The sequence below is a fragment of the Actinacidiphila sp. DG2A-62 genome (genome assembly GCF_035825295.1).
In the GTDB taxonomy this organism is placed as follows: domain Bacteria; phylum Actinomycetota; class Actinomycetes; order Streptomycetales; family Streptomycetaceae; genus Actinacidiphila.
The window spans coordinates 6,238,076-6,261,979 of sequence record NZ_JAYMGI010000002.1; the positions used below are offsets into that span (position 1 = coordinate 6,238,076).

At 71.9% G+C, this 23,904-nt stretch carries 27 protein-coding genes and 1 pseudogene; 18 read left to right on the forward strand and 10 right to left on the reverse strand.

Annotated elements, in window-relative coordinates; genetic code table 11:
- Positions 1-302: 302 nt before the first annotated feature.
- The 6 genes from VSR01_RS28125 to VSR01_RS28150 all read right to left on the reverse strand — a co-directional run bounded on the left by VSR01_RS28125 (position 303) and on the right by VSR01_RS28150 (position 6,780).
- On the reverse strand, positions 303-899 hold the full coding sequence (locus VSR01_RS28125) for a hypothetical protein (protein WP_326451871.1): 597 nt from the start codon (positions 897-899) through the stop codon (positions 303-305).
- An 80-nt stretch (positions 900-979) separates the two neighbouring features.
- On the reverse strand, positions 980-1,657 hold the full coding sequence (locus tag VSR01_RS28130; RefSeq protein ID WP_326451872.1) for a hypothetical protein: 678 nt from the start codon (positions 1,655-1,657) through the stop codon (positions 980-982).
- 135 nt (positions 1,658-1,792) lie between these two features.
- Positions 1,793-3,298, reverse strand: a complete 1,506-nt coding sequence (locus VSR01_RS28135; RefSeq protein ID WP_326451873.1) for an ATP-binding protein — start codon at positions 3,296-3,298, stop codon at positions 1,793-1,795.
- 52 nt (positions 3,299-3,350) lie between these two features.
- Positions 3,351-3,824, reverse strand: coding sequence for a DUF6238 family protein (locus VSR01_RS28140; protein WP_326451874.1), 474 nt, complete (start codon positions 3,822-3,824; stop codon positions 3,351-3,353).
- 134 nt (positions 3,825-3,958) lie between these two features.
- Positions 3,959-5,422: an SCO6880 family protein gene (locus tag VSR01_RS28145; RefSeq protein WP_326451875.1), complete on the reverse strand. Its 1,464-nt coding sequence runs from the start codon at positions 5,420-5,422 to the stop codon at positions 3,959-3,961.
- Entirely contained in the window at positions 5,305-6,780 is a 1,476-nt protein-coding gene (locus tag VSR01_RS28150; RefSeq protein WP_442785564.1) for an SCO6881 family protein, read from the reverse strand. Before VSR01_RS28150 ends, VSR01_RS28145 begins: the two co-directional genes overlap by 118 nt.
- A gap of 321 nt (positions 6,781-7,101) precedes the next feature.
- Here VSR01_RS28150 and VSR01_RS28155 point away from each other — a divergent pair, with 321 nt between their 5' ends.
- The gene (locus VSR01_RS28155; protein ID WP_326451876.1) at positions 7,102-7,773 is read left to right on the forward strand and encodes a hypothetical protein; all 672 of its coding nucleotides are present in this window, start codon (positions 7,102-7,104) and stop codon (positions 7,771-7,773) included.
- A 10-nt stretch (positions 7,774-7,783) separates the two neighbouring features.
- Positions 7,784-8,239 carry a hypothetical protein gene (locus tag VSR01_RS28160; protein WP_326451877.1) on the forward strand — a complete coding sequence of 152 codons (456 nt, stop codon included), beginning with the start codon at positions 7,784-7,786 and terminating at the stop codon, positions 8,237-8,239.
- 3 nt (positions 8,240-8,242) lie between these two features.
- Here VSR01_RS28160 and VSR01_RS28165 read toward each other — a convergent pair whose 3' ends face one another.
- The 3 genes from VSR01_RS28165 to VSR01_RS28175 form a co-directional block, all read right to left on the reverse strand.
- Positions 8,243-8,938 carry a hypothetical protein gene (locus VSR01_RS28165; RefSeq protein ID WP_326451878.1) on the reverse strand — a complete coding sequence of 232 codons (696 nt, stop codon included), beginning with the start codon at positions 8,936-8,938 and terminating at the stop codon, positions 8,243-8,245.
- A complete protein-coding gene (locus VSR01_RS28170) occupies positions 8,935-9,219 on the reverse strand; it encodes a hypothetical protein (RefSeq protein ID WP_069467233.1) in 285 nt (94 codons plus the stop codon). Before VSR01_RS28170 ends, VSR01_RS28165 begins: the two co-directional genes overlap by 4 nt.
- A gap of 348 nt (positions 9,220-9,567) precedes the next feature.
- Positions 9,568-10,725, reverse strand: coding sequence for a C40 family peptidase (locus VSR01_RS28175; RefSeq protein WP_326451879.1), 1,158 nt, complete (start codon positions 10,723-10,725; stop codon positions 9,568-9,570).
- Between the two features lie 338 nt (positions 10,726-11,063).
- Between VSR01_RS28175 and VSR01_RS28180 the strand changes: the two genes are divergently transcribed.
- From VSR01_RS28180 to VSR01_RS28200, 5 genes are all read left to right on the forward strand, one after another.
- Complete coding sequence (locus VSR01_RS28180) at positions 11,064-11,816, forward strand: DNA-methyltransferase (RefSeq protein ID WP_326453861.1); 753 nt, start codon at positions 11,064-11,066, stop codon at positions 11,814-11,816.
- Between the two features lie 106 nt (positions 11,817-11,922).
- Positions 11,923-12,543 carry a DUF4913 domain-containing protein gene (locus VSR01_RS28185; RefSeq protein WP_442785565.1) on the forward strand — a complete coding sequence of 207 codons (621 nt, stop codon included), beginning with the start codon at positions 11,923-11,925 and terminating at the stop codon, positions 12,541-12,543.
- The gene (locus VSR01_RS28190) at positions 12,540-12,983 is read left to right on the forward strand and encodes a hypothetical protein (RefSeq protein ID WP_326451880.1); all 444 of its coding nucleotides are present in this window, start codon (positions 12,540-12,542) and stop codon (positions 12,981-12,983) included. The genes VSR01_RS28185 and VSR01_RS28190 overlap by 4 nt, the downstream gene beginning before the upstream one ends.
- A gap of 215 nt (positions 12,984-13,198) precedes the next feature.
- A complete protein-coding gene (locus VSR01_RS28195) occupies positions 13,199-13,468 on the forward strand; it encodes a DUF3631 domain-containing protein (RefSeq protein WP_326451881.1) in 270 nt (89 codons plus the stop codon).
- 131 nt (positions 13,469-13,599) lie between these two features.
- On the forward strand, positions 13,600-14,145 hold the full coding sequence (locus VSR01_RS28200; protein ID WP_326451882.1) for a hypothetical protein: 546 nt from the start codon (positions 13,600-13,602) through the stop codon (positions 14,143-14,145).
- A gap of 74 nt (positions 14,146-14,219) precedes the next feature.
- Here VSR01_RS28200 and VSR01_RS28205 read toward each other — a convergent pair whose 3' ends face one another.
- Positions 14,220-14,528 (reverse strand): hypothetical protein, encoded by a 309-nt coding sequence (locus VSR01_RS28205; RefSeq protein WP_326451883.1) that lies wholly within the window; start codon positions 14,526-14,528, stop codon positions 14,220-14,222.
- A gap of 135 nt (positions 14,529-14,663) precedes the next feature.
- Between VSR01_RS28205 and VSR01_RS28210 the strand changes: the two genes are divergently transcribed.
- The 11 genes and pseudogenes from VSR01_RS28210 to VSR01_RS28260 all read left to right on the forward strand — a co-directional run bounded on the left by VSR01_RS28210 (position 14,664) and on the right by VSR01_RS28260 (position 23,833).
- The gene (locus tag VSR01_RS28210; RefSeq protein ID WP_326451884.1) at positions 14,664-15,107 is read left to right on the forward strand and encodes a hypothetical protein; all 444 of its coding nucleotides are present in this window, start codon (positions 14,664-14,666) and stop codon (positions 15,105-15,107) included.
- 243 nt (positions 15,108-15,350) lie between these two features.
- Entirely contained in the window at positions 15,351-15,785 is a 435-nt protein-coding gene (locus VSR01_RS28215; protein ID WP_326451885.1) for a hypothetical protein, read from the forward strand.
- Entirely contained in the window at positions 15,782-16,252 is a 471-nt protein-coding gene (locus VSR01_RS28220) for a hypothetical protein (protein ID WP_326451886.1), read from the forward strand. Before VSR01_RS28215 ends, VSR01_RS28220 begins: the two co-directional genes overlap by 4 nt.
- Positions 16,253-16,334: 82 nt before the next feature.
- A complete protein-coding gene (locus tag VSR01_RS28225; protein ID WP_326451887.1) occupies positions 16,335-16,652 on the forward strand; it encodes a hypothetical protein in 318 nt (105 codons plus the stop codon).
- A gap of 85 nt (positions 16,653-16,737) precedes the next feature.
- Positions 16,738-17,628 carry a winged helix-turn-helix transcriptional regulator gene (locus tag VSR01_RS28230; RefSeq protein WP_326451888.1) on the forward strand — a complete coding sequence of 297 codons (891 nt, stop codon included), beginning with the start codon at positions 16,738-16,740 and terminating at the stop codon, positions 17,626-17,628.
- Positions 17,625-18,308 (forward strand): hypothetical protein, encoded by a 684-nt coding sequence (locus VSR01_RS28235; protein ID WP_326451889.1) that lies wholly within the window; start codon positions 17,625-17,627, stop codon positions 18,306-18,308. Before VSR01_RS28230 ends, VSR01_RS28235 begins: the two co-directional genes overlap by 4 nt.
- 98 nt (positions 18,309-18,406) lie before the next feature.
- Complete coding sequence (locus VSR01_RS28240) at positions 18,407-19,576, forward strand: MFS transporter (RefSeq protein WP_442785713.1); 1,170 nt, start codon at positions 18,407-18,409, stop codon at positions 19,574-19,576.
- A 44-nt stretch (positions 19,577-19,620) separates the two neighbouring features.
- Positions 19,621-20,874 carry an ATP-grasp domain-containing protein gene (locus VSR01_RS28245; protein WP_326451890.1) on the forward strand — a complete coding sequence of 418 codons (1,254 nt, stop codon included), beginning with the start codon at positions 19,621-19,623 and terminating at the stop codon, positions 20,872-20,874.
- Between the two features lie 39 nt (positions 20,875-20,913).
- Positions 20,914-21,846 carry a DUF317 domain-containing protein gene (locus VSR01_RS28250; protein ID WP_326451891.1) on the forward strand — a complete coding sequence of 311 codons (933 nt, stop codon included), beginning with the start codon at positions 20,914-20,916 and terminating at the stop codon, positions 21,844-21,846.
- 192 nt (positions 21,847-22,038) lie between these two features.
- Positions 22,039-22,938 (forward strand): MSCRAMM family protein, encoded by a 900-nt coding sequence (locus VSR01_RS28255; protein ID WP_326451892.1) that lies wholly within the window; start codon positions 22,039-22,041, stop codon positions 22,936-22,938.
- Between the two features lie 29 nt (positions 22,939-22,967).
- Positions 22,968-23,833: pseudogene (locus tag VSR01_RS28260) on the forward strand (IS5 family transposase).
- The last annotated feature ends 71 nt before the right edge of the window (positions 23,834-23,904 follow it).

Below are 23,904 nucleotides of genomic sequence, written 5' to 3' on the forward strand. Positions count from 1 at the left end.
GCCGATGGGGTGGGGGTGGAGGACCGTGCCGAAGTGGACCGGGGCGCCGTCGAGCAGGTCGTCGCCCAGAGAGTCCCAGCCGATCGCGTGGGTGTCGATCAGGTGGCGGCTCAGTTCCTCGGCGCTGCGGGCGAAGCGGTACTGGTGAGCGGCGAGCAGCAGCGGGAGATGGTTGCTGGGGTAGCCGTCGTGGTGGACGTAGATGCCGCGGTACCCGGCATCGGTGAGGCGCGCGACGCAGGAGCGGGTGGCCAGGGGAGCCTCCTGGAGGCGAGGGTCGAGGTGGAGCCGGGTCTTGGCTGTCAGCGAGCCGGGCGGCGCGGCGGGATTGCCGGGAGGGGTGTGCCGGGGCGGACAGCGGGTGCGCTGGATCGAGGAGCCGGCCGGGGCGACCGCGGCGCGGTGGGTTCGCTGGCCGGTGTTGGAGCGACGGGCGCGAGCGACGCCACGAAGGCGCGGTCGGCGGTGCGGCGGAGTCGTCCGCCGCTCTCGTTGAGGTTGCGGCGGGCGGCGTCGACCGCCTCGGCGATGGCTGATCGGGCTGTGCGCTGTTCCGCGGTGCGCTCGGCGGAGCGAGGCTGGCTGCGGAGCTGGTGCAAGTGTCCGGCGTGGGTCACGGCGGCGCCCAGGTGTGCCAGGGCGGCTGTCAGGGCGCCGACGGCGCCGGTCAGAACGGCTACTCTGCTGCGGGCAAGGTCGGCTGACGGGTCGCGGCCGTTGCCGACGGACAACTCGGCGTCGGCGGCGGCAGCCGTCGCGTACGCCACCAGAGACGTCAGTTCGCGGACCCGCGTCTCCAGCCAGGTGAGCTCGCCGCCACGCCGGTACGGCGACTCGGGGACCAGCAGCTCGTCGGCCGTGCGGTGTGCTTGCTGGGCGATCCAGTGCAGCTGACCCATCTCGTCGAAGGCGAAGATCGTGCGTCCTTCCGGTCCTGCTTATGCGGTGGCCGGCACCCGCGGGCCAGACGGGTGACGGGTCAGCGTCGTCCGCGTCGCGATCCCGGCGGCACATCGCGGGCCGGGTGGGGCCGCTGCGAGGACGCGCCGGACACGGCGGCGTCGGCGACGCGAAGCTGCTGAGCGATCGTCCCCATGACGGCGGCGGCGCGCGCGAGGACGGGCGACGGGCTGTCGGCGTCGATGCCGTGCCGCCCCGTAGCAGTGGCAGCGGTCTCCACCGCGGCGAGGATCTCGGCGAGTTGTTCCAGCAGATCCGTCGCTGGTTCGAGGATCTGCTGCGGCACCCCGGCGTACGGATCGCTCGATTCTCCTGGGACGAGCCGCGCGGTGAGGGAGCGCAGAGCGTCGCTGTAGCGGCGCGCTGTTGCGGCGTCGGGGACGCTGGCGCGACGGGCCGTGGGGTTGTCGCCGGCGACCGTGATGTCGGTGTCCCTCACCTTGCCGTAGGTGATGTGGGTCAGGTGGACTCCGTCATCGAGCAGGGTCTCGACGCGTGCCTCGGTGGCTTCGAAGTCGGACACCTGGGCCCAGGCGTCATCGACATTGCGTGCGCGCACTGTGAAGTGCAGCGTCCCGTCCTGAGCGACGCGGAAGACAGTGGCGGGGTCTGGTCGTTGGGCGGCAGTCAGGGCGGACTTTCCTTCAAACGCGGGTGGCGGGGTGGTCGGCCACGGCGGGCCGTGAGGCGTGCGCATGCGCTGGCGTTGTGCGTCGGCGTGATGGGCGGGTGCGCCCGCGGAGTGCGACGGCTCCGCGGGGTCGGACGGGGCGGGAAGCCTTGGCCTCTTCACCTCGGTCGGCTGCGACGCGGGTCGGGGGGTGTCCGGCGGTCAGTGCATTCTGGCGTCGGTGTCGAAGAGGCGGGCCTCGTGCGGGTGCAGGAGGTGCTGGACGATGAAGCTGCGTCCGGCGACCTTCCACAGGCCGCGTCCGCGTTGGAGGGCGGAGACGGCTTGCGTTTCGACGCCGGTCAGTCCGAGGAGCCCGGCGGAGGCGGTGAGCTGGTCGGCCTCCTGGCGGTAGATGACGCGGGTGGAGCAGTCTGCGAGGAGGCCCTCGGCGAGGACCCGGCCGCGTGATCCGGCGTCGCCGGCGGACAGCAGGTCGGACAGGCGGTGGATGATCAGCAGGTTGGCGATGCCGAGGCCGCGGCTGAGCTTCCACTGGGACTGCATCCGCTCCAGCAGGCCGATGTGCCGCAGCAGCCGCCAGCCTTCGTCGTAGACGATCCAGCGCCGGCCGCCGTCGGGGTCGGCGAGAGCGGCCTCCATCCACGCCGAGGCGCAGGTCATGGCGAGTACGAGGGCGGTGTCGGTGCCAGATCCACCGAGGCGGGACAGGTCGATGGTGAGCATCGGGGCGGCGGGATCGAAGGCGACGGTGGTGGGGGCGTCGAACATCCCGGCCAGGTCGCCGTGGACGAGTCGGCGCAGGGAGTGGGCGACGTCGCGCGCGGCGTCGCCGAGTTTGCCGGAGACGGCGCCCGCGGCGGCGTCCAGCTGCTTCGGGGCGTTGAGGGTGGCGGCGATGTCGCCGAGCAGGGGCGTGCGGCCGGTGTTCTCGCTGGTGGCGACGACGGCGTCGAGGGCGACGTCCAGGGCGGTGTGCTCCATCGGCCTGAGATCGCGGCCCAGGACGGTGCGGGCGAGCGAGCTGAGCAGCAGCAGGCGTCGCTTGCGGACCTCGTTGGCCCATTCGGCGGCGGTGGAGGTGGCGGGGCGGGGCGGGGCGTCGAGCGGGTTGAGCTTTCCGGGCAGGCCGACGCCGAGGGCGATGGTGGTGCCGCCGAGCGCCGCGGCGACCACTGACCACTCGCCCTTGGGATCGCAAGGAACGTATACGCGGTAGCCGTGGGCGATCGAGCGCAGCGCGAGTGACTTCGCCAGGGCGCTTTTGCCCTGTCCGATGACGCCGGCGAGCAAGGCGTTCGGGTTGGTGAATCCTTCCAGCGTTCCGTACAGGGAGAACGGGTCGAACGTGAAGGAGGCTTCGGCGTGCACGTCGCGGCCGATGTAGATGCCGTCGGAGCCGAGGCCGCCTTCGGCCAGGAAGGGGTAGGCGCCGCTCACGGTGGCGGTGGTCATCCGCTGCGCCGGGAGCTTGAGACGACGGCTGCGGGCGGATGCCGGGCCGGGGCGTCCTGCCGCCGGATAGACCGGCGCGGGCACGCCCGTTTCCTCGGCGGCTGGACTGTCGCCCGGGGCGTCGGGCCCCGCGTCGAGGGCCCGGGCCGCGGCCCGGGCGAGTGCGAGGCGGGCGGCCCTGCGGTCCGCGCGGGCGGCGTGGTGTGGGGTGAACAGGTCGCTGGCGCTGGTGCGGCGCGCTCGGGCGGTCATCGGGCGTGCGTCTCCTTCTTCGGAACCAGCCGGCCGCGCGTGGCCGGGGGCGTCAGCGCACGCACGTGGTCGTGTGGCCGTGCAGCGGGGCGTTGAGGTCGGCAGCCGTGGTCGTGCGGCGGGCTGTGTGAACGGCGGCCAGGTGGCGCTGGCAGATGGTGACGAACGGCGGCCCGTCCACGAGCCGCGCTGGAGGGTGGCACGGCGGGTTCGCATCGGGAGCCGCCAGCGGCAGGGCGTGGAAGGCGTCGTGGACGGCGGCGGCTGCTTGCCACAAGCGGGTGCGGGAGCGCGTGAGGTGGTGGCCGGCAGCGGGGGAGGAGGGCCCGGTGGCGTCGCTGAGGTCGTCCAGCAACTGATGGCAGGCGATCAGGTGCTCGTGGATCAGGTCCAGGTGCGGTCGGTCGGCGGCAGCGGGAGGCGCGTCGTCGTGCGGGCGGCGGATGTTGGTGTGGCGCCGCAGCGCCGCGCCGGCGGCGCGCAGATAGGGATGCGTCGGAAAGGTCTCGGCGCGGGGGTGGGGCAAGGGGAGTCCTCGGGGTGTGTGCCGCCGGTCGCCGGTTGCTGCCGGGACCGCATCGGGGTGAGACGGGGTGTCGGGCGGGAACCGGGCCGTCGGGCTGCGGGTCGGGGCGTCGGCGCGGTGGTCCGAGCCGGTGGTCACAGGGCGAGGCGGGCCAGCGGGAGGGCTGCGGCGGCGAAAGCTTCGGACTGCTGGTAGGTCAGGCGTCGCAGGTCGATCTGGGTGGTGGCGGCGGCGGTCTCCGCGGTGGCGCACGCCGCGTCCAGAGCTTGGCGGGTGTCTGCAGACAGGGTGAGCAGGCCGGTCAGCGCGACGTCGGCGTGGCCGGCTATCAGCTCGCGCTCGCGTTGCGTGGTGTCGGCGTATTCGATGCTGTCGGATTCGGAGTCGACCCGGCCCTTGCGCTGGCGTTCGGCGGCGTCGGCGAGGATCGTTGCCTTCCTGCGCTGGACGTCGCGGAGCGCCGCGTCGAATTGCTGCGGTGCGTAGATGAGGGAGAAGGCGCGCCGTGTGCCGGCGGTGAACAACAGCTGGTGCAGAAATCCCGCGCCCGTCTGGGTCCGCGGCCAGTTCTCCACCCAGTACGTGGCGTGCTGTGCGGAGTCGGTGATCAGCCTGTCGGTTTCCTCGACCTGCACGACAGGGCCTGCGGCGGCGGGGGCGGCCTCGGCGTGACCGGCCGGTGACCACTGCTGGAGCCGGGGCAGGGCGGCCGGGTCGTAGGCGGTGCGGATGACCGCGGCGATCTCCGTGGCGGACAGCCATCCGGCCACGGTCAGCCCGGCGTTGCGCGCGGCCTGGCTGACGGTCGCGGTGACCTGGCCCAGGACGGTGAACGCTCCGGGAAGGCCGCCGCCGGCCTGCGTGACCAGCCTTCGCGCGGCTTTGAGGTCCACGGCGACCACCAGATACGTTTCGTGCGGGGCGGCTGCGGGGGCCGCAGAGCCGACGAGGTCGGCGTAGACGTCTCCCGCGACGGGGGCTTGCGGGCGTCCGTGCTGCTGCCAGTGCCGGACGAGTGCGTCCCCGGTGCCCGGAACGGTCCGCTCCAGCACCTGCACGGCGGTCACGTGTCCAGTGCGGGCGATCCCGGCCAGCGCCCGCCCCCAGGCCGTGATGTTGGCGTTCTGCGTGGCCGGGTCCAGCAGAGCGAAGGCGCGCGCGCTGACCCGCGCGACGGCGGTGAGGGTCTGGTTCCGCGGGTCGTGCAAGGCGGCGGCCTCCACACCGTCGGGCGAGATCACCCGCAGGGAGGCTGCGGAACCCGGTAGGTGCAGGAGTCCGTGGACGTGCGGTCGGGAGACCGGACGCGCCAGCCACAGTCGCTGCTTGAACCACGCGCGGTACACGTAGCCGGCCGTGACCGGTATCCAGTCGATGAGCGTGCGCCCGCCGCGGCGCACGAACACCATGACACCGGCCGCCGCCCACAGCGGCAGCAGCGCGAGGGCGCCCAGGACGCCGGTGGTCATGACGGTGACCATCAGCAGGCAGACGACGGCGGAGGAGGCGAGCAACTGGGGCAGGGACAGGCCGAGCAGGATCCCGCGGCGCGGCCGGTGGGGGAATCGCACAGTGAGCGGGACGGGCTGCTCGGACAAGGACGGTCCCTTCTGCGATGGGGATACAGCGGCGAGTTTGCGGCTGTGTGCGGGTCGGGTTCAGGCGCCGGTCGGGGACGGTGGGGGTGGCGAGGCGCTGGAATCAGCACCGAGTTGCGCTGCGCCGCCGCCTGCGGCAGAGGCGGGCGACTGGTGTGAAACCCAAGCTGTGGACGGTGTCGTCGGCGAGGTGCCGGGCTGCCCGTCGGTTTCGTCGGCGGGGCGGGTGGGGTGCGCCTGCACCGCCTTGGACAGGCCGTCAGCGGAGGGCGAACTGCTCGATCCTGATGGCGCAGCCGGTGCCGGGCTTCCAGCGGGGTTGATCTGGGCGATCCCACCGGGTCCTTGCCCGGGGACCGTTGGAGGGCCCTGGGGGAGCCGGCGGCGGCACCACCGGCACCGCCGGCACCGCCGGCCATGGCCATCGCGGCTTTACGGGCTGCGCGTTCGGTGTGCTGGCGGGCGATCGTCGCCCCGGTGCCGCCGGCGCGGTGCAGGGTCTCCGCGTCGGTGCCTTCGGAAGCCCAGTGGACGAACTTGAAGACGGCGTACGGGCACAGCAGCACCAGCATCATGATCACGATTCCGGACATGCAGTCGGCCAACGCCGCCATGCCGTCCTTGCCCTGGGTTCGTCCCATCGCGGAGATCCCGAGCAGGAAAATGATCGTCATCAGCAGCTTGGAGGCGACCAGGGTCGCGGTGGCCTCGATCCACCCGCGCCGCCAGCGCCGCGCGGCTTCCCAGCCGCCGCCGCTGGCAGCCAGCGGGGCGAGGGTGACGAGCACCAGGACGCCCACCTTGCGGACCATCATCACGCACCAGAACAGGACCGCCCCGACCGCGGCTCCGAACGCGGCGAACGTGGTCACCAGCCAGCCGAGCGGGGACATCGCCGCGATCTCGGTGACGTCGACCATCCGGCGCACCGCGGCCTGCAGCGAGGTGTGTCCGGCGGAGAACAGCCCGTCGGACAGGGCGTCGGTGGCGGTGAGCGCGACGCTGGTGAGTGAGATCGCGGCGAACGCAAACAGCACCCCGGAGGCGGTCCCGACGAAGGCTTGCGCCAGGGCCCTGCCATCACGTTTGAACGCGGCGCGCACGAGCTGGGCGCAGAACGTGGCGACCAGCATGACCAGGCCGATGGGCAGGATCATCGCGTAGTTGTCGCGGAACCAGCCCGCGTTCAGGTCGATGCGTGTGGTGGTGTCGACGCCGTCGGCTGCCAGGTCCGCGCAGGCGGCGGCGAGTTCACCGGCGGATTTCGCGATCCACGCGCCGATGCCGTCGGTGATGGCATGGCCTGGGTCGGTGACGAAGTTGATGGCCCCAGCGGCGTCGCACACGGCTCCGGCCACGGGGATGGAACAGAATCCCAGTTGAATCTCCTTGCGGATCGAGCACGGAAAACGGAAGGCGGAGCCGAAGACGGCTTTGCATGTCGCCGGGACGTGTCTGATGGAAAACAGCGAAAGCGGAGCGGGGCCCGGCCGCAAAAAAGGTGGGTGTGTCAGGCCGCCGCGAAGAATGCCGTTGCAACACACGGGGATGCGTGATTAGCTTCCGGCTGCCGACGGGTTATCTTCGCCGGATTCATCACGAGGGGGAAAACGGGAATGATCTCTACCGGATATCGTCGTCTCATCCGGCGCCGATACCTCATGCTCGCTCTCGCGGGGATGGCTTCCGCGGCCATCCCGCTGGCGACATCGGCCGCGGCCGACAGCCCGTCAGACGCGTCCGTTCAGCAGGTGGTCAGCTCCTCGACGCCGCCTCCGGACACCCTGTCGCGGGCGGACATGGCGGCCCTGCAGGCGGCAGCGCCGGCTGAGGTCCACCCCAACGCCTCCACACCCGACGGTTACGCGCTCCTGGACCCCGGCTACCGGCGCAGCGACTACCGGTACGACTCGGACACCATGTACGAGGCGGTCTACGCGTGCCCCGGGGACGAGTGCACGCTGGAGGCATCCACGAAGTCGCAGTTCAGGGAGACCGTCGTCGGCGGCTCGTCCAAGCGGTGGCAGCTGACCATGACCCGTTCCACGGACAGGAACCCGGCCGGCCTGACGTGGTCCTACTCCTCCACGTACTACTGCGGCGTCAACATATCCGGGGGCAGCGACCACACCTGCGGCAACAGCGCGAGCGCCAGCGGGGTGTCCTTCGAGGCGAACACGCCCACCTACAAGGACTTCGAGCACGTCAACAACAACACCGTCTTCCCCATGGTCTCCGCCAGCACGATCTTCAGCACGGGCAAGACGGCGACGAACAAGTTCCGGGGCTGGGATGTCCTGAACCGGGCCTCGTCGACGAAGCTGAACACCAGCTCCGGAACGGGCGACTAGGCTCTTCCGCATGGCTGATCTGTGGTTCTCCCCAGGGCCCGACGGGCCGGTACGGGCGTTCGGAGACACCCTTCACGTGCTGCACGGCTCGCAGGTCTGGGCCGTGCAGCACGTCAAGGAGCCGCTGTACGGCTCCCCTGGCGATGAAGCCCGCGAACTGCGGGGGATGCTCGGAGCCATGGTCGAGTCAGTGGGCTCGACGCTGAGCCGCCTGGGCGCGGAACTCCCCGAGGCGCTGCGGCAGTGGGCCGAGGAACGCGATCGGCCGGCGGCGCAGACCGGCCAAGGGCAGCCGTGCCTGCTGGTCGTCTCCGGCCGCTTCCACCTGGCCTGGGCCTGGCACTTCGATCAGCTGACCGCGGCGGTGGGAATCGTGGACGACCGGTACCTGGCCACCGTGTGCCCGCGGACGGACGGCCCCGTCGCCCTGAGCGAGTTGGCGGAGGAGCCGCAGTCCGCCGCGTGAGCGTCAGGGGGCGACGGTCGGGGCGATGTCGACCAGCGCGCAGTCCCTGCCGGGACGGCACTGGACCGCGAGGGTGACCGCGCGGGACTCAGCCCCGGCGCCGCCGTCTTTCCAGGTGATGCGCTGGGTGCCGGTGACGGTGACCGCGTAGATGTACGCCGTTGTCAGCGCCGCCGGGTCGTCGGCCAGCGCCTGCTTGAACGCCGAGGGGAAGTGGGCCTCGGTGATGGTGGCGGAGGCGTACTGCTGGTTGTCGGCCATCCGCGACCAGAGCACCGGATCGGGCACCTGCGCGGCGACGGCCGGCCAGTTTGCGTACTTCGTGCCGGTGGCCATCCAGGCACGCATCCCGGCGAGTTGCTGGTCGCGGCTGGTGGTGCGCGTGTCGTACGACCACAGGAGGCGCGCCGCGGCCTTGGCGTAGCCGAGCGGATCGGTGATGTGCGCCGGCGCGGTGACCGATCCGGTGCCCGCGGCGGACGGCGGCGCGGGGGCTGGCGAGCGCTGGGAGGGAGCTGCCGTCGCCGGGCTCGGCTCGGCAGCCGGTGCGGGCGCATTCCCACTGCGGCGGCCGGTGAGCCAGGCGGTGGTCCCGGCGAGGGCGAGCAGGACCGCAGCCGCCACGGCAATGATCGCGATGCGCCGCGCCGGCGGTGACCAGGAAGCGGGGTGGGCCGGAAGGGCTCTGAGAGGCGTCATTTGATCTGCGACCCGAGGGCGGAGAAGAACAAAACCAGGCCGTTGGCGGCGCCGAGCCCGAGCGCGGCGCCCACGCTGGCGATGGTGCCCTTCTTGCCGTTGGCCTCGGCCTGGTGCCCGCCGGAGAAGTGGCCCCAGGCCCACATCGCCAGGCTGGCGGCGAGCGCGCCGACGACCGCGATGATGCCGTAGAGGTTGATCGAGCTGACGATCTTCTGCAGGACGTCGAGTCCGGGCAGGCCGCCGGCCGCGGGCTTGATGCCGGGGTCGTAGGCCAGCACCTGGGAGTGGAGGGGCTGAGGCGATGGGGTCGGGGTGATGGGCCGGCTCCTTGTCGGGGGACGGTGACGGACGGGGGCGCGGTGACGCGTGTGGTGCGCCGGATGGCGTCAGCTGTAGGTTCCGGCTGAACCTGTCGTCCGGCGCCGCGCTGGCAAGGGGTTTCGCAGCTCTGTCCAGGCGACTTGTCGGCGGATTTGTCCGCGCGATCTGTCGGTTTCTTCCAGCGAGTTCAGCCATCCGGGTTGCGCCGACAGATCGCGCGGGCGGCCGACCTGGGGCTTTGGCCCGGCTGCCGACACGTCGGCGACAAGTCGCTTGGACGCCGACATCTTCAGCCGGAAACTACATCAGCCTGCGGGCGGTGCGGCGACGCGCCGCGCGGCCAGGATCTGCCACTGGCTGAGGGGGTCGATGCGTACGACGGCGCCTGTGTGCGGGGCGGCTATCACCAGGCCGTCGCCGAGGTAGATACCCACGTGCTCGGGCCGCGCCGCGGTTCCTTCGGTGAACAGCAGGTCTCCGGGTTCGAGCGAGGACAGCGGGACGGGGATGCCGGAGGCGACCTGGGCGTAGGTCGTGCGTGGCAGCGTGATTCCGGCGGCGCGGTATGCCTGCTGGGTGAGGCTGGAGCAGTCGCAGCGGGCCATCGGGTCGGGGCCGTGGGCGCCGGTGCACGATCCGCCCCACTGGTAGAGGGTGCCGAGCTGGTGCAGGGCCCAGGTGATCGCGGCCTTCACCGCAGGCGGGGCGTCGGGGGGAACGGTGTACCCGGCGGGCACGGAGCCGGCCGGGACGGGCCCGTCCTGCCCGCTGCTGTCGGCCGGCGTGCAGTCGGGTGGGGTGGGCGGTGCGGCAGGTGCCTGCGTCGGGGCGGAGGAGGGAGCGGGGCCGGTGGCGGGTTGACCGGTACCGGGAAGGGCTGCGGTGATGGCGCGTTGCAGGGCGGTGGCCAGCGGCTCCCACACGGCGTATGCGTCGGGCAGCGCGCTCTTCTGGACGGCCTGGGCGGCCTGGGCGACGGTGAGTTGCTGCCAGCCGGGGACGGCAAGGAGCGCGGTGTAGAAGCGGGTGCTGGCGTAGACGGGGTCGAGGAGCTGGGCCGGGGTTCCCCAACCCTGGGAGGGGCGCTGCTGGAACAGGCCGCGCGAATCGCGGTCGCCAGCGGGCAGGTTGCGAAGCCGCGATTCCTGCAGGGCGGCTGCCAGGGCGATCACCTGGCCGCGCGCCGGCACCTTCAGGGTCGTGCCGGTGACGACGATGGCCTCGGCGTTGGGAACCTGCTCCTGCGGCAGGTCCAGGCCGTCGATGTGCGGGACCGCGTCTGGGGTGCTGCCGCCGAGGACGGCGGCGACCTGCGCGGTGACCGCCGCCGTGTCGATCGTGCCGGTCGAACAGGATGAGGTCTGGGAGGCGGGCCCGGCTCCGGCGGCGGAGACCGCGGACATGCCGGCCAGCAGGAGCGGGGTCAGGCAGAGCAGGCCGAGCACGGCCGCCAGCCACTTCAACGGCGGCGGCTCCGCAGTTGGTCAGCGGCAGGCGGGCGGTGGGACGGTCGGGTGCGGTAGCACGGCAAGGGGCGTGTCCTTCACAAGGCTGTCGGAAGCGGATGCGGGCGGCGGGAATTCCCAAACCATAGGGCCGGACCGGCGGCGGGCCAAATAATTCGCCTGTTGGCTCCGAAATATCGTGAAGGAGTCGTCGCCGCGGACAGGATGTGTCTAGGGTTTGGGAATCTCCCGGACCCGCTCCCGCCACCAGACCGGCCTCTCTGCGGCCAACGCAGGAAGCGATGTTCCAGGACGCAGATCTCGTCCACCCTCCCCTGCCCGCCCGGAGTTCCTTCTTGCCGTTTTCCCTTCACCGCGGTGACGCGCTCACCGTGCTTTCCGGCCTGCCGGATGACTGCGTGGATGCGGTCATCACCGATCCTCCGTACAACAGCGGTGGGCGCACCGCCAAGGAACGCACGTCGCGTACGGCCAAGCAGAAATACACCTCGGCCGACGCCGGCCACGGTCTTGCCGATTTCACCGGCGAGAACATGGATCAGCGCTCCTACGGATTCTGGCTCACGCAGATCATGACCGAGGCCCACCGGCTGACCAAGCCCGGCGGGGCAGCGTTGCTGTTCACCGACTGGCGTCAACTGCCGATCACCACCGACGCGCTGCAGGCCGCCGGGTGGCTGTGGCGGGGCATCCTGGTGTGGCACAAACCGCAGGCCAGGCCCCAGAAGGGCCGCTTCACGCAGAACGCGGAGTTCATCGTGTGGGGCTCGAACGGGGCCATGGACAACTCCCGAGCGGTGTACCTGCCCGGCTTGTACTCCGCATCCCAGCCCTCGGGCGCCAAGCGCAAGCACATCACCCAGAAGCCCGTCGAAGTCATGAGGGAGCTGGTGAAGATCGCTCCCGAGCGCGGTACCGTCCTCGATTTCTGCGCCGGCTCCGGCTCGACCGGCGTGGCCGCGGTGCTCGAAGGCCGAGACGCGATCTGCGTGGAGAAGACCCCCCACTACGCACAGGTCGCCGCCGACCGACTCGCCGAGGCCGTCAGCCAGACGCTCACCCGGGACGATTGCGCCCTGGCCGCCTGAACGCGCACAGCCGACGTGCCCTATGGCGTCGGCTGTGCAGTAGCGGCCCACCCGTTCCCTTACCAAGCATTGACCCTTGCCGCTTCGGCGGCGTGAGGAGTTGCCCGTGCCCGATGCCGTCGACCCATCAGACGAGGGGATCATGGAACCCCTGCGCTTCCCCGACCCCGGCGTCGAGTCGCTCCAGGCCAGCGTCCGCCGGCTGATGGCCGAGTCCCAGCAGCAGGCCCGGCTGCTGGACTCCCTGTCCTCCCGACCCGAGGACACTACTTTCGCGTACGACGGATTCGCACCGGGCCCTCCGTCGCCGCGCGGGTCCAGGCCCGAGCCGCGGTTCATCCTGACCCTGGACGGCACCGCGTTCGAGGCCGAACTGGACGCACTGTCGGACTGGGTGACCGATTTCCTCCTGCCCACCTACGGCGCGGAGGTCTCCACAGCGGCCCCCTGGTGCCTGCAGTGGACGGAGCACCTGGACGTGGTGGGCTGGCTGCACGGCCTGTGGCTGGCCTACCAGCAGCACATCGACCCCGAGGCCGGCCCGTCCGGGCCGGCGGTCTGGCACCGTGACTTCCTGACCCACACCATGGCCGCCGTCCGCGCACCCGGCGGACCGCTCAGCGCCTGCATGACCAGCCCGGACCGGCCCTCCCACCGCATCCTGCCCAGCCCCCACGGCTCCGCGGACGCCGTGCCCGGGTCGGTCTCCAGCAAGGCGGCGGCATGAACAGCGAACCCCGGTTCGCGCTGGCAGCCGATCCGCGCGTGGTCACCGACTTGGTGATTGCGCCCGCCGACATCCGCACGGCCGCCCTGGACTGCCTGGCCGCTGTTGTGGAGGGCGAGCTACGCGGCGAAGAACTGGCCGGCGCCCTCGCCGGATTCCGCGCCGTCGCCCTGGATCCACGCTGGCGCCTGGTCTACCGGCTGCGTCCGGCTCCGGCGGGCGGACCGTACGCCAGGGAGGTGTTCGTGGCCGCGGTGCGCCCCCGGGCACGCTTCGACGTCTACACCGCGGTCGCGTCCCGGCTTGGGCTGAACCAGCAGCCGCTCAGCGCCCTCGCCCATGCCGCCCGAGCCCGCTCCCCGCAGATGACAGCCGCCCCTATCTTGCGCCTGGCTCCCGTTCCCACCGCACCGACTCCGCCCCGAGGTGACACCCGTTGACCTGCTGCGCCCAGCGCCCCTTCGCCCACGCACGCCCTCCCGAACCGCGCTCTGCCAGCTGGCCACACTGCGATTCTTCGACCGGTTGCCGGGCAGACGTCCTGCACACGGCACAGATCCCGTCCGCTTCCCACCGCGGCGGCGCCGCTGACGGTTGCAGACCACGGGCAGGCGCCGGGCTCGACGCCTGCTGCCGCCCCGGCACGCGGGAGCCGGTGGGAGTCGTAGCGGCGTGCCTGGCCGCCTTCGCCGAACGGGGCGACCCCGACGCGATGGCCTCGGCTGACCTGCTCGCGCTGCTGCACCGCATGCCCGGGTTCGCGGTCGGCCGGTGGAGGTTCACCGACCTGACGCAGACCCGTCTCGCTCAAGTCCTCGCTCCCTACGGCGTGGAGACCCGCGATGCGACCCTGCCCGACGGGCGGCGGCGCAAGTCCTACCGGCTGCGGGCCCTGCAGGCCGCCGAAGACCTGGTGAAACGCTGAATCACTCCACCTCGCCGCCGGCTGCTCCGGGCCAGTCCACGGTCCTGGAGGGGCGCATCGAGAAGCTGACCGGCTACTCGGGCGAACAACTGCAGCGCCACCACGCCGCCGAACTGCTCCGCCCAGAGCTGGTGCCACTCGCCCGCGCCCACCAGGCTCTAACCCACGCGCAGGCCGACGTCACCCACCACCTACGGCGAACGCACCGGCTCAGCGACGGCCGCGCCCCGGCCGACGTGGCACTCCTTGAGCGCCTGGAACGAGCGGTGCACCACCTCGCCCAGGCCGTGAACGAGTACACCGCCCGCCTGGAGGCAACCGTCTCGGTGCTGGAAGGGCTGGAAAAGACGTTTCGGGACCGGGAGGAGGTCGACGTGCCCGAGCTGGCGGCACCGGACTTCGCCCACCTGCTGGCGATGGCCCGCGGCGCCAGACTCCACCAGCACCTGGTCACCCACCGGTTGTCGGTGATCACCGCGAACGGGCGGACGCCCTACCCCGTCCTCCAGCGACTGGAGAGCGCCGGCCTCGTCGAGATCGATCGCACCCGTCCCCTGCACGCCGGCCAGCGCATCGAGTTGACCGCGCTGGGCCGCCGCACGCTCACCGTGCCACCGCGCACTCGGGCCCTCACCGACTTCGGCGGCCCTCTCGCCGCACCGGCCCCTCACCGCTGAGCCCAACAGCGCGCCACAGTTGTCGCCGCGCCGCGCGGACCAGCGCCTCCGCCGCCGAAACTTGGCGTCAGCCCTCAACCGGGCTCGTCCGACCACAGCACTTTCATCGCTGCGAGGAACATGCCCCCGACAGACCCCACAATGACGGCACCGACAGCCACCCGGCTCAGCCGGCCTCCGACGGCCTGAACGCCCCCGCACACGGCGGCGAGCATGCCGATCCAGGCCCCGGCGACGCGAGAACGGCCGGCTCGGCGGCCCTGTCTGCGTTCGACTTCGACAGCTGCCTGAACACCGGCGGCTTCGAGGCCGCCGACGACACCGACACCACTCACCGCGAGCTGCGGATCGACGACACGGACTTCCTGCTGCTCAAACGCCACCACCAGGCGGACAGCACCTTCGCACTGCTCTACGACACCGCAGCCGTATGGGATGTGCCCGGCACGGCCAGACTTCTGGCTGTGCATCTCGCCCGCGACCGAGCCGGCCGGACATTCCGCATCAGGGCACGCCGGATGCCGCTGCTGTCGCTGGCACAGCAGTGGCTCGTGGCCAGGGGCTGCCCACCGGAAGCTCTCGTCCTCGGTCCCGGCAGCATCAGCCAGCCCGCCGATGCGGCGACCGCGCAGTTGGAGGAGCATCTGCGTTCCTCGGCCGACCGGTACACGCTCGTCGACCACTACACGGACGACGGCGAGCCGTTCGAAGCGTGGGCGCTGCTGCGCGACTCCCACCCTGCGCCGGACACCGCCGCGTTCCGTCTCATCGTCGAATCAGCCGATGTGCGTTCCGGAACCTACACCCTGCGCGAAGGTGCGTTCGCCGACGAACAGGCTGCGTGGGAGTGGCTTGACGAGCGCGACCGTCCCCTGCCCTCGGTGCCGCGTACCGCCGGACCGCCTTCGGCAGCGAGAGCTGCGGTGATGCCGTCCGCTGAGACTGCCGGTCGACGCCGCTGACCATGACCGGCGGCACGTAGCACGGAAAATACCGTCAGGCAAAACGCTTTTTCTGGGGATCATCGAACCGTTCCCAGCCGAGCCCGTGCGGCCGGAAATCCCCGCTCCTTCTCCCCGATACCTGTGCCAGGAGGCCATTTCTGTATGCGTGAATTCCCGAAGTTTCCCGCGCCGGGGACCCGTGCTCCGACGTCCGGCCCCGTTTCGCGCGAGCCGGCAGCGGTCCGCGCCGATGCCGACGGCGTGGTGGAGGTGCTGGCCGCCGAGGTCCGCGACCGGTTTGGCCACAGCGTGGAGGATCTGCGCGCGCTGGTGAATAGCGCGCCGGACCGGGTCCGCGGCGCGAGCGAGGTGCTGCGCTGGTTCGACCAGCTCACCGAGGCCCAGCAGTTCCTTGAGGAAGCTGAGGAGGCGCTGGTCGATGCCCTCGTCGCCAACGGCACCGACGCGCTGACGGAGGACCAGATGGACCTGGCGCGCACCGTGGATGCCGCGGTGACCCTTCGAGACGGGCGCGCGTTGGTGGTCCGCTACCTGCTCGACCCGGACGCGCCGGGCAAGCGCACCGGCGCGGCGCGCGGTGAGGCCCTGGGAGTGCGGCGCTCGGCCGCCCTGAGCACCAGCGTGCCACCGCGCCCGGCCGCTCCCGCGCCGGCGTCTGCGGGAGTGCGCCGATGAACACCGCAGAGATGCCTACCACCCAAGACGCTCGTATCGAGGCTGCGTTCGGCCAGCCGCTGGCCGTGCTCTACGCGCGGGCGCAGGCCGGCACCGCGCAGCATCCGGTCGACCAGGTGCTGGAGCTGCGCAGTTTCCTGGCGGTGGTGGAAGGCCATGCCTCTGCCGCACGCGAGCGTCTGCACCAGGCCACCGATCCGCGACGCGGCGGCCTGTACGACATGCCGCTGCAAGACCTCCGGTTCCAGACCGACCTGCTGGAGGCGGCGTTGGGCACCGGCCGCAGATACGGGCGGGCGGTCGCCGAGCTGCTTGCGGGGCTGACCCGCGACACCGTGCCGGTCGACCGGCCGGCCCTGTACGCCAAGGCCGCCGAGCCCCCCGCGCCCGCCGCCGAACCGGCCGCTGTGCCGGAGACGATCCGCGGCGAGGCGGTGGGAGCGGGCACTGGCCGTCACCGCCGCTGACCTCGGCGCCCGCATCGAAGACCTCTTCGGCCTGCCGCTCGCGGATCTGCGTGAACACGCCGACTCGCATCCCGGCGGCACCATGCTCGCCGCCCTGCTCAAGCTGCACTCCGACAGCCAGGTCGCCGAGCACAACATCGCCATCCAGCGCGAGCGGCTGCATCAACTGACCCGGCCAGGGGAGGAGTTCGGCCCCTCTGCCGCCCGCCGGGCCGTGGACGCCGCCCAGCGCCTGGCCTGTGCGGTCACCGCCCGGGACGCCCACCACGCCGCAGCCGCCGCGGTCCTGCAAAGCCTGCGCCGTGCCGAGCGGCCGAGCGATCACCGCCCCTCGATCGCCTCGACACCCGACCGAGGCGCCGGACCCGCGCTGTCCGCGGACATGCTCCGCGCCCGCTGACCCCGCGGACCCTGCTTGAAGCCGTGCCCGTACCCGGGCCTGTTCCTTCCGCTTCCTTCCGCCCCTTCAGGAGAGTGTTTTCTTCTTGACCGACACCGGTCTGTCCCGTGCCGCTGCCGCCGACCTGACCCGCGTGACCCAAGCGCTGGAGATGCTCGCCCCACGCTGGAGCGTGTGGACGCTGATGACCCTGTCCGACCAGCCGCTGCGCTACACCTCGATTGGGCCCCGCCTGGCCCTGCTGGCCGACAGCCAGCTGTCGATGCGCCTGAAGAAGCTCGTCTCGGACGGGCTGGTGGACCGCGTCGCGGTCACCTCCCGCAACGTCTCCTACTGCCTGACCGAGCGCGGCCAGGCGCTGGCCCCGGTCGTGAGCGAGCTCGCCCGCTGGGGGGACACGCGACTTGAGAAGCGGAAGGTGCCCAGCACGATCCCCGGGATGTGGGAACCGGAGCGGATACCCGCTGCCCAGAACGCCGAGGACACTCTCGCCCTGATCACCGCCCGTTCCGCCGCCGCGGCCCTGTGGGGACTCAGAGCCGGCGGTACCTCGACCGCCACCGACCTTGCGAGCCGTCTGCCCGGCGCGCTGACCGCTACCCGCCTGTACCCGGTACTGCACCAACTGGTCGACGACGGGCTCGTCGAACGCACCGGCAGCCGGGGATTCGGGCTGACCGACCACGGCCGTTCCCTCGCCCCCGTCTTCAGGGCTCTGTCGGCCTGGGCGGCGGGCCGCCCCGCTTCCGCCGCGCGCCGCCACCCCATCTGGGCTGCCGGGGAGCAGCGTGAGCCGATGCTGCGTCTGGCCGCGCCGCGCCGCGCGGTGGAGACGACCCCGGCCGGTGTCCTGCCACCCGCCCTGTCGACGGCACCGGGCACGGTCAGCCCACCGAGGTGGCGGCCCGGCGACCTCTTCTCGCACAGCGCCTCCCCGCTGGTCGGCGCCGGCGCGACGGGAGGCCGGTCCCGATGACGACGAAGACGCCTCGACCCGCCTCCACCACCGACCTGGTGGTGGCGGCCGCGCAGCTGCTCGGCCGGCAGTGGACGACCCGCATGATCGCCGAGCTGACCGACCACGGGCCGATCCCTCTCGGCCTGGTCGCCGGCACCTTCTCCGACCTGACGCACGACCAGTACACCTACGGGCTGCGAGTTCTGCGCGACCGGGGACTGATCGCCTACGGCAAGGACACCGGCCGTGACTGCTACGTGCTGACGGCCGCCGGCGAAGGGCTCGGAGACGTCCACTTCGCGATGTCCCGCTGGGCGCGCAACCACGGTTTCCCCAGCCGCGAATGCGACTTCGTCACCCGCGTGGACGCCACGCTGCGGCTGCTGAGGGACCGCGATCTTCTGGCAGTCCTCGGCGGCGCCGACACCGAACCGCTCGCCGAACCGGTCGGTGGCGCGGCCGTCGGCATGGACACGCAGGCCGAACGCAGCCTGACCGAAGCCGGCTTCATGTACGTCGTGCGCGATGGCGTGCCCACCCTGACCCGAGCCGGTCGGGACCTCCGCGGGCCGCTGACCGCGCTCGCTTCCTGGGCGCAGGCCCATGCCGACCTCCTGCAGCGCCGCATCGACACCCGGCCGGGGCTGCGGACGACCATCCCGGGACCCCAGCGGGCACCGGCCAGGCGGTCGGTGTGAACACCCCTCCTGCGCCGAACCTTCGCCGCAGCGTGTATCTGCCGCGGGCGGCTGACGCGGTCGCGACGGCCACCGCGACCTACACGCTGCCCTTGCTGGTGCTGTCGACCACCGACTCCCCGGCACTGACCGGCACCGCGTTCACCGTGGAATGGGTGCCCCGGCTCGCCTCCTTCGGGCGGGCCGGGGCCCTGGTCTCCCGTCACGGGGCCGGGCGGGTCATGCGGTGCGCGGCGGCGGCACGCGCCGGTCTGCTTCTCGCGGCGATCCCCCTTCTGACCGCGGGGCAGGCGAGGACTGGGGTGGTGACCACCGCGACGGTCATGGCGCTGGCCGCGCTGGTCGGCGTGCTCTCCCAGTTCAGCTACCTCGCGGCCGAGACCGCGGGGGCCGCCGCGAGCCGTCGTGCCGAACGGCCGCACCGGGTGCAGTCCGTACTGCTGGCCATCGACCAGGGGGCGATGCTCGCCGGGCCGGCCGCCGGGGGAATCCTCCTTCAACAAACCGGCCCGGGAGGACTGCTGGCTGTCGTCGCTGTGATGTCCGCCGCGGCAGCGGCCACCGCCCCTGGCGCGAGAGCCGCCCCTGTCGGCGTTCCCGGCTCCGCCCCGGACCACCGCCCGTCGCCATCGGCCACAGGCAGCAGACCGGCCGCCCGGGCGGGATGGGCGACGCTGCGGTCGTTGCCCGCGCTGGCCTGGCTGGTTGCCGGGCTCGCAGTGTCCAACCTGGCCACGGGCACGGTGCAGGCCGCGGCCCCGGTCATCGTCGTGACGAATCTGGGACGCTCCAGCGCCTCGGTGGGCGCGGTATGGTCACTGGCCGCCGCCGCGACGCTGCTCGTGGTAGCCGGCAGCAGACCGGCGATCGACCGGTGGGGGCTGTGGCGGGTCGGGGGCGCCGCCGCGACGGCCGCATCGTTGGCATGCCTGGCCGTCGCCGCCGTCGCCCAGACCCGTCACTTTCCCGCGTTCATGATCCTGATCGCGGTGCTGATGGCGGCCGAGACCGGGATGACCGTGGTCCTGCGCACCGCGCGCTCGCAACTGATTCCGCCCGATGCGTTCGCCCCCACCCTCGCCGCCACGATCGTTGTGCTCCTCCTGCCGTTCCCGCTGGCCGGCGTCCTGGTTGCCTGCACCCCGCCCGACGCCCTCGGCCAGGTCCTCACCGGCCTGGCCGTCGCCCAGGCCGCCGCCCTGGCGGCGGCGTTCACCAAGGTGCGAGCGGCCCTCACTCCGCGAGCCGTCGCAGCCGCATCCGGCTGACCGCCCAGCCTCCTTGCCCTCTCCCCGCCTTCTTTGGAGCGTTCTTGTCCTCTCGCCCCACCGTCCTGGTCGTCACCCTCGGCGACTTCCGATACCGCGGGTTCTGCCTGCAGCAGGTGGCCGCCGCCTACGACGTCGTCGTCATCGACTCGGTGCCGCCCACCGCCGAGCACGCGCCCTACGTGACCGACGTCGAGATCGCCGATCCGCACGACGAGCGCGCGCTTCTCGCCGCCGGGCGCGCCCTCGCCGCACGGCACGCCCTGGCCGGGGTGATGACCTGGAACGAGTGGGTGCTGGTGCCGACAGCGGTCCTGGCCGGGCACCTCGGTCTGCCGTTCAACACGCCCGAGACGATGCTGGCCTGCCGGGACAAGGCCATCGGCCGCAGCGTCTTCGCCGCGGCAGGGGTCCCCTCGCCCGCCTCCATGACGGCCGGCTCGCTGCTGGAGGCGGCCCTGGCGGCCGACAGCGTCGGCGGTTACCCCGTCGTCCTCAAGCCGGCCGCCTTCGCCGCCAGCGTCGGAGTCACCCACGTGGAACGCCCCGAAGACCTGCCTGCGGGGTTCGCGTTCGCGACCGCCGGCGCGGCCCGGGCCCGCGAATCCACCGCGGTCCTCGTCGAGAGCTACCTCGACGGACCGGAAGTGAGCGTGGAGACCGTCACGTTCGCCGGAGCGACCATCCCGGTCGCTGTGACCCGCAAGGATCTCGGAAACCTCCCCTACTTCGAGGAGACCGGCCACACCGTCGCCGCCGGCGACCCCCTGCTCGCCGAGGCCGGCCCGATCGCTGTCGCCGCCGTCCAAGCCCTCGGCATCGACCGCGGCGTCTGCCACACCGAGATCCGTCTCACCGCTGGCGGCCCGCGCATCGTCGAGGTCAACGCACGCCTGGGCGGAGATATGATCGGCCACCTCGTCGAGCTGGCCACCGGCATCCAACTCGCCCGCGTCGCCGCCGACGTGGCCTGCGGACGCGCCCCCGACCTTTCCCCGACCCGGCACCGGGCCGCCGCCGTCCGCATCCGCTATCCCGACCGCTCCGGCACCGTCACAGCGCGCCGCCTGTCGCGCGCCTTCACCGCCGGAACCCCGTGGCTGGAGAGGGCGACATGGCTGTGCGAGGAAGGGGACACACTCATGCTGCCACCGCAGGGATCGAGCTTCACCGCCCGAGCCGGCCTGGTCGTCGTCACCGCACCCACCGCCGACCTGGCCGCCAAGCGCGCCGACCGGGCGCTGGATCGCATGACGGTGGACACCCGCCCTGCGGTCGAGACCGGCTCGGCGACCTGAGCCGCTCACCGCGACCGACCGCATCGACCGAGAGGACCTGTGACCCTCACCCCCGGCGACGCCGTCCCGATCCCACGGCGGTGGCGCGCCGTCCGCGACACCTCGTACGACGACGTCCTCGTCGCGCCCCGTTACCTGGCCGGCCACGGTGGCGATCCGTCGGACGCCTTCGCGCCGCTCACCCATCACTACTGGCACGACATGCACGACGAGCTGGGCAACCACTACGTCAGCACCGGTGGTTCACAGCTGCGGATCGCGTTCGTGCCGGAGGTCTCGGAGCTGATGCCGGACGCGACCGCGCTGTGGCAGATCCGTGCTCGCGAAGGCTGGCCGCCGCGCGACGTCTGGTCGGCCGCGCTCACCGACGACACCCCGCCGGAAATCATCGCCGCAATCACCGCTGCGCTCGACGCCGCGGTCAGCAACGAACCCGGCCGGGAGCTGTACACCGACCGCGGCATCAGCCACGACGCCGACCCCGCCGCGGTGTGGGAGATCTTCCGAGAGGCCCACTGGCGGGTGACCGCGGCGGGATTCCTCGCGCACGCCGAGTCGCCCGACGAACTCGTCCAGGTGGCCTACCGCAACCCCCGCTCCGTGGGCAGGGACCGTGCCTGGCTGGCCACCATCGCCGATCCCGAAGGCAACCGCCCGCTGTGGGAAGCCTGGTTGCACAGCGCCACCCCCACCTTCGTCTTGCGCGCCTTCGCCACCGCACTCACCGACCCGACCCCGATCCCACGCGACGTCGACATGCTCGCCCCTTCGTGCCGCCCCTACGCCACACCACTGCTCCCAGCGCCCCCGGCCGTGCAGACGGCGGTTCCGACACCGCTGGAGCTGGCCCGCCGACAACCACGCCGCCCGTCGGCCCCGCACGCCCGCAGTATTCCGCGCTGGTCCACCAGTACCCGGCCCGCATCTCCCATGCCCACGCCAACCAGCGCGTCGCTCGGCCGCATCCGGTAACCCGGCCTGCCCACCACCCGAGCCCTACCGACCAGCCCCGTTGCCGCTAACCAGGAGTCAACACTGCTGTCCCACCTACGCGCCCCCCGCCATGCCTCCGGCTTCCTGCCGCGCGTCGTTGCTGGCTTCTGCCTGGGCACGGCCGCCGCGCTCCTCGTCCAAGCACCGGCAAACGCCGCCCCTTCCCCGCCCGTGCCGTCGCCGGCCACCCCGCACGGCGGCCCCACCAGAGACGTCCTGACCAGCGGCATCAGCATCCACGTCACCGCCACCGACGACACCCCCGTCTCCGGCGCCACCTTCGTCCTCACCGACGTGGCCGGCACCACCACGGCCTCCGGCATCGCCGACGCCGACGGCCGTCTCTCCTTCGCCGACCTTCCCGCGGGCCTCTACCACCTTCGACAGACGGCGACCGGCTCTGCCGCCATCCAGCCTGCGGCCGACCAGGACGTCGTCGTTCCCGCCGACTCCACCCTCCCCACCCTCGTCACCGTGATCGACCGTTTCACCCCGGCCAATCTCACCGTCCGCGTCACCGACCGAACCGGCAAACCCCTCCCAGGCGCCGTCGTCGCCGTTACCGACTCCTCCGGCACAACGCTCACGATCACCACCGGCCACTCGGGCAGCGCCCAGACGGCCCTGCCGATCACCAACCGCACCGGCACCGTCTACACCGCAACTGAGCGCTCCGGCCCCAACGGCGCACCCCTGCACGGGCAGCACATCACCCTGCGCGCCGAACCGGGTGCCCTGGTCGCCATCACCCTCACCGACCCCACCACGCCCAGCACTCCGCCGACCACCGCCGCCACGTCGACCACGGCGCCGACACCGTCCGCAACTCATCCAACCTCGCGCGCCAGCCAACTCTCGGCGACCGCCCAGGCGCCGTCGGCCTCCGGTGCGCCAACCGGCCGCGTACCGCGCGCCCAACTCGCCCAGACCGGAGCCGACGCGACCACATGGCTCGCCGGAATCGCCGGCCTCCTCATGATCGTCGGCGCGGGAGCGTTGTCGGGTGCTTCCCACCGCCGCGCTCAGAGCAAGCGCGAGCGTGACGGTAGATCAGCCCGGTCCTCCCGCTAACGAGGCGTAACAGCGGCTAACACAATGAGGTGGTTCGGTCCTGGTGGCCCTGTCCAGGGTGGTTGTTGCGCGTTCGGTTTGGTGTGAGTGCTGAGCCGTGGAAGGTGTCGGATGACTTGTGGCAGCGGATCGAGCCGCTGTTGCCGAGGCGGGAGCGGCGGTTTCGGTATCCGGGCCGCAGGCCGGTGCCGGACCGGGATGTGCTGTGCGGGATCTTGTACGTGCTGCATACCGGGGTGCAGTGGGAGTACCTGCCCAAGGAGCTGGGCTTCGGCTCAGGGATGACGTGCTGGCGGCGGCTACGGGACTGGAACGAGGCTGGAGTCTGGCAGCGTCTTCACGAGGTCCTGCTCGCCGAGCTCAACGCGGCCTCGCGCCTGGACTGGTCACGATGCGTGGTGGACTCTTCGCACGTCAGGGCGTTAAAAGGGGGCTCGCGACGGGCCCGTCGCCGGTCGACCGAGGCCGGGCGGGCTCGAAACACCACCTGATCACCGACGGGCACGGCACCCCGCTGGCAGTGCTGCTCACTGGCGGCAACCGCAATGACGTCACCCAGCTCCTGCCACTGCTCGACGCGGTTCCGCCGGTGCGCGGCCGACGTGGCCGCCCGCGCCGCAAGCCCGACTCGCTGTTCGCCGACCGCGGCTACGACCACGACGTCTACCGCGACCAGGTCCGCGCCCGCCGCATCGTGCCGGCCATCGCCCGCCGGGGAACCAGGCACGGCACCGGCCTGGGAACCTACCGCTGGGTCGTGGAACGCACCTTCGCCTGGCTCCACGGGTTCAAACGACTCCGCACCCGCTGGGAACGAAGGGCCGACATCCACGAGGCCTTCCTCAAACTCGCCTGCTGCCTCATCACTCACCGACAACTCAGCTCATTGTGTTAGCCGCTGTAAGGCGGGGTGAAACAACACTTGTCCGAGATCTCTTTTAGGGGATTCCTTGCCGGTCAGAGGCG

What these genes read in the sequence shown, in the direction of transcription:
- VSR01_RS28210 (WP_326451884.1), top strand. Translation starts at nt 14,664, where the DNA reads ATGCCGCTGCTGTCGCTGGCACAGCAGTGGCTCGTGGCCAGGGGCTGC.
- VSR01_RS28220 (WP_326451886.1), top strand. Translation starts at nt 15,782, where the DNA reads ATGAACACCGCAGAGATGCCTACCACCCAAGACGCTCGTATCGAGGCT.
- VSR01_RS28190 (WP_326451880.1), top strand. Translation starts at nt 12,540, where the DNA reads ATGAACAGCGAACCCCGGTTCGCGCTGGCAGCCGATCCGCGCGTGGTC.
- VSR01_RS28160 (WP_326451877.1), top strand. Translation starts at nt 7,784, where the DNA reads ATGGCTGATCTGTGGTTCTCCCCAGGGCCCGACGGGCCGGTACGGGCG.
- VSR01_RS28225 (WP_326451887.1), top strand. Translation starts at nt 16,335, where the DNA reads ATGCTCGCCGCCCTGCTCAAGCTGCACTCCGACAGCCAGGTCGCCGAG.
- VSR01_RS28155 (WP_326451876.1), top strand. Translation starts at nt 7,102, where the DNA reads ATGGCTTCCGCGGCCATCCCGCTGGCGACATCGGCCGCGGCCGACAGC.
- VSR01_RS28125 (WP_326451871.1), bottom strand. Translation starts at nt 899, where the DNA reads ATGGGTCAGCTGCACTGGATCGCCCAGCAAGCACACCGCACGGCCGAC.
- VSR01_RS28235 (WP_326451889.1), top strand. Translation starts at nt 17,625, where the DNA reads ATGACGACGAAGACGCCTCGACCCGCCTCCACCACCGACCTGGTGGTG.
- VSR01_RS28135 (WP_326451873.1), bottom strand. Translation starts at nt 3,298, where the DNA reads ATGACCGCCCGAGCGCGCCGCACCAGCGCCAGCGACCTGTTCACCCCA.
- VSR01_RS28165 (WP_326451878.1), bottom strand. Translation starts at nt 8,938, where the DNA reads ATGACGCCTCTCAGAGCCCTTCCGGCCCACCCCGCTTCCTGGTCACCG.
- VSR01_RS28130 (WP_326451872.1), bottom strand. Translation starts at nt 1,657, where the DNA reads ATGCGCACGCCTCACGGCCCGCCGTGGCCGACCACCCCGCCACCCGCG.